The sequence below is a fragment of the uncultured Cetobacterium sp. genome, assembly GCF_947039425.1.
Taxonomy (GTDB): Bacteria; Fusobacteriota; Fusobacteriia; order Fusobacteriales; family Fusobacteriaceae; genus Cetobacterium_A.
The window spans coordinates 1-3,732 of sequence record NZ_CAMQYW010000194.1 but is presented as its reverse complement, the minus strand read 5'-3'; the positions used below and the strand labels follow the sequence as shown (position 1 = coordinate 3,732).

Genomic DNA, 3,732 nt, shown 5'->3' with positions numbered 1-3,732 from the left:
CCTTAGACCTTTTACTCCTTGGTTTTTAGCAGCATAAATACCTTTAGATAGCCGAATAAAATCTTTTCCCATAACTTCTTCACTAGATTTTTGTTCTGCTTTAGCAGGTTTTTCTGTTTTTTTAACTATCTTTTTTTTCTCAATTTTTTTAACCTGTTTTTTTTCTTTTATTTTAGGTTCTTTTTTAATAACCTCTTTAGTTCCAACTTCTTTTAATTTTTCCACTTTTTTTTCAATGGGAGGAGTTTTTATTGGCTCAGGAGCAGGTTCTTCTAGTTGAACCTCTTCTTGCTTTACTTGCCTTTGATTTAAACTAAAATTAGTAGAAACATTAGATACACTAGGATTTGTACCTACAGATTCTATTTGAAATCCCTTTGTAGGGACAAAAGTGTATGCACTTATAAAAATAAGTATATGTAAAAAAGTAGAACAGACTATAGACTTCATAATTCCTCCATTAATATTCAAATATAGATTATTATAACAAAAAATATTTTAACTTTCAAACTATTTTACAAAAATAAAGTTTTAATAATAAATAGATTGACTTATTTTGCTATATTTTGTATAATTTGTCGAAAACTTTGCAAGTCAAAATATTAGAACGAAAGAGGGAGTGGAGAAAAATGATTGATATGCTTAAAGCTGGTGGACCGTTGATGATTGTTATAATTTTGCTATCAATAGCAGGATTGAGTGTTATTTTAGATAGAAGTATTTATTTTTATAAAAATGAAAAACACAATGGAGAACTACTGATAAATCATCTAGAAAAATTTATAAAAAATGGAGAAAAAGAAAGAGCAATTGAGGTGTGTAATCACTTTAAGAATACATCTTCAACAGTTATGAAAACAATTTTAATTGAATACAATGGTGGGAATATGAATTGTTGTACATATGACTACTTAGAAGAAAAAGCAAGAGAGTGTGCTTTAAGAGAGTTGCCTAGACTTGAAAAAAATATGTGGTTATTAGCTATTGCAGCAAATGTAACACCACTTGCTGGTCTTTTAGGAACAGTTACAGGGATGATAGGAGCATTTACTTCAATGTCAAAATATGGAGCAGGAGATCCTACAGTTTTAGCAAGTGGAATATCTCAAGCACTAATAACAACAGCAGCAGGATTAACAGTAGCTATACCAGCACTTATTTTCTATAATTTCTTTCAAAAGAAAATAGAAAAGGCGATGATTGATATGGAAAAAAATGTAGTTGAATTTATAAATATATTAAGAAAGATGTAGGTGAGAATATGTTTAAATCTAAAAGTTTTATGAATTATCAGAGAAAACAGTTATCACCAGATTTAACACCACTAATAGATGTAGTTTTTCTATTATTGATATTTTTTATGGTAGCAACTACTTTTGATGATAAAGCAGGAATGAAAATTGATTTACCAAAATCAAAGTTAGGGAAAATAGAGGAAGTTAATGAAAAAATATCAGTTTTAATAGCTTTAAATAATGAAATGAAGATAAAAATTGATAAAAAAACAGGAAGTAACATAATTGAAGTAACTAAAGAATCGTTAAAAGAGAATTTAGAAAGAGAGATAGGATTGTTAAAAGAAAAAAGAGTAGCTATTTTAGCTGATAGAGGAATAGATTATGGCCAAGTAGTAGATGTTATGGCTGATATTAAAGACTCAGGAGCTCAAGCAATAGATATAGAAACTAAGGGGACTAAGGGGGAATAAATAAAATGAAAATAGAACAACCATTTGAAATAAGACATAAAAGTCATCATAATTCTACAGGATTAATAAGTAAGTATTATCCACCAAAAAGAGTGAGTGAGGATGATTTTTTAAAAAAGTTAGATGAGGAGCCAAAAGATGTACCAAGAGTAATATATGTGCATACTCCTTACTGCGACAAAATCTGCTCTTTTTGTAATTTAAATAGAGAACAGTTAAGTGGAAGTTTAGATAGTTATGCTGAATATATAGCTAGTGAATTTGATAAGTATGGAAAGTATAGATATTTTAAAGAAAAACCAGTGGATGTAATATATTTTGGAGGAGGAACACCAACAGTATATAAAGCTAAGCAACTTGAAATAATTTTATCATCAATTGAAAGAAATATAAACTTGTCAGCTGACCATGAATTTACCTTTGAAACAACTCTTCATAATTTAACAGATGAAAAACTTGAAATTATGGAAAAATACGGAGTTAATAGATTAAGTGTTGGTATTCAAAGTTTTACCACAGAGGGTAGAGAGTTTTATAATAGAACTTTTGATAGAGACGAAACAATTAGAAGAATAAAAGATTTAAAAGCTAAGTTCAATGGTGAAGTTTGCGTAGATATTATTTATAATTATCCTAATCAAACAATTGAAAATGCAGTTTCAGATGCAAAAACAATAAAAGAATTAGATTTAGGAAGTTCTAGTTTCTATTCTTTAATGATTCATAATGGTTCTGCACTTTCAAAGGATATTGAAAATGATAAATTGAAAATGGAAGATGATTTAATTAGAGAAAGAAAATTACATGATGCCTTTGTAGATGAATTAACAAAGGAAAGTGATTACTATATACTTGAATTAACTAAAATAGCTAAGAAGAATAGAGATAACTACAAATATATAAAGGCTAGAAGTTTTGGAGGAGATACATTTCCTATTGGTGTAGGGGCTGGTGGAAGTGTGGATAATATTGGAATATTTAGAATGAAAAAAGAGATGTCTATGTTTGTTGAAAAAGGAGAATATCAACAAAGGTTAGATAAAGTTGGAGGATTATTTCAATTTCCAGTTGTAGAAAAGAAAAATGTATTACCTAATTTAACAGAAAAAGAGTTAGAGATTTTTAAAGAGACAATTGAGAAAATGAAAGATAAAAATTTAATATTAGAAAATGAAAATAACTATTCATTAACAAGAGATGGATTGTTTTGGGGGAATAATGTATCAAGAGAGATTCTTGTTGATTTAGTTGAAAAGACTTTAGGGGATAATAAATAATTTTAAAAAGAGAGAGGGATTATGTTGAACAAAAAAATAGCGATACTGAGCTTAATTATTTCAGGAATATCATATGGAAATGATGATTTTTTCTATGAAGAAACAAAAAATGGAGTAGCTTTAGAGGAAAGTGTAATATCTACAACTGGATTTGAAACATCTAAAAGAGATATAACAAATACAGTAACAGTTGTAACGGCAAAAGAGATTGCAGAAAATAATTATCAATCTGTTGCAGATGTATTAAAAGATATACCTAGTGTAAATGTAATAGGGGATCCAAAAAATCCAATTATTGATATGAGAGGTCAAGGGTCTAAAGCAACAGCTAATGTTCAAATATTGGTTGATGGGATAGGGTCAAATCTTTTGGATACATCTCATGCAAAGACACCGATAAATACAGTTCCTATAGAAAATATAGAGAAAATAGAAGTGATTCCAGGAGGGGGAGCAATTCTTTATGGAAGTGGAACTAGAGGTGGAATAATAAATATAGTAACTAAATCAGGTGCTGGATTTAAGGGAGGATCAACAGGATTAGAGTTTGACTCTTTTGGTGGAAAGAAATCAGATGTGTCTTATGGAACAATTGTTGAAGATTTAGGAATTAATATAAACTATAGTAAAAATGATTATAAAGGATTTAGAGATGGGGATGAATCTGATTCTGAATATTTTGAGGGAAGTTTAGATCGGAAGAGCGTCGTGTAGGGAAAAAGTGTACGTCCTGGTGTAGATCTCGGT

At 29.1% G+C, this 3,732-nt stretch carries 4 protein-coding genes; 3 read left to right on the top strand and 1 reads right to left on the bottom strand.

Going from position 1 to position 3,732, the window contains the following annotated elements; genetic code table 11:
* A partial coding sequence (locus Q0V09_RS08955) for a hypothetical protein (protein WP_297488690.1) occupies window positions 1-450 on the bottom strand: 450 nt, incomplete at its 3' end.
* 179 nt (window positions 451-629) lie between these two features.
* Here Q0V09_RS08955 and Q0V09_RS08950 point away from each other — a divergent pair.
* Genes Q0V09_RS08950 through Q0V09_RS08940 form a run of 3 tightly spaced genes read left to right on the top strand, consistent with a single transcriptional unit; the run spans window position 630 to window position 2,985 of the window.
* Window positions 630-1,253, top strand: coding sequence for a MotA/TolQ/ExbB proton channel family protein (locus Q0V09_RS08950; protein ID WP_297406269.1), 624 nt, complete (start codon window positions 630-632; stop codon window positions 1,251-1,253).
* 8 nt (window positions 1,254-1,261) lie between these two features.
* The gene (locus tag Q0V09_RS08945; RefSeq protein ID WP_297488687.1) at window positions 1,262-1,708 is read left to right on the top strand and encodes a biopolymer transporter ExbD; all 447 of its coding nucleotides are present in this window, start codon (window positions 1,262-1,264) and stop codon (window positions 1,706-1,708) included.
* 5 nt (window positions 1,709-1,713) lie between these two features.
* Complete coding sequence (locus Q0V09_RS08940; RefSeq protein WP_297488685.1) at window positions 1,714-2,985, top strand: radical SAM protein; 1,272 nt, start codon at window positions 1,714-1,716, stop codon at window positions 2,983-2,985.
* Window positions 2,986-3,732 lie beyond the last annotated feature (747 nt).

Bases quoted from the DNA above. Each gene is read 5' to 3' on its own strand.
- Q0V09_RS08950 (WP_297406269.1), top strand. From the start codon at position 630: ATGATTGATATGCTTAAAGCTGGTGGACCGTTGATGATTGTTATAATT.
- Q0V09_RS08945 (WP_297488687.1), top strand. From the start codon at position 1,262: ATGTTTAAATCTAAAAGTTTTATGAATTATCAGAGAAAACAGTTATCA.
- Q0V09_RS08940 (WP_297488685.1), top strand. From the start codon at position 1,714: ATGAAAATAGAACAACCATTTGAAATAAGACATAAAAGTCATCATAAT.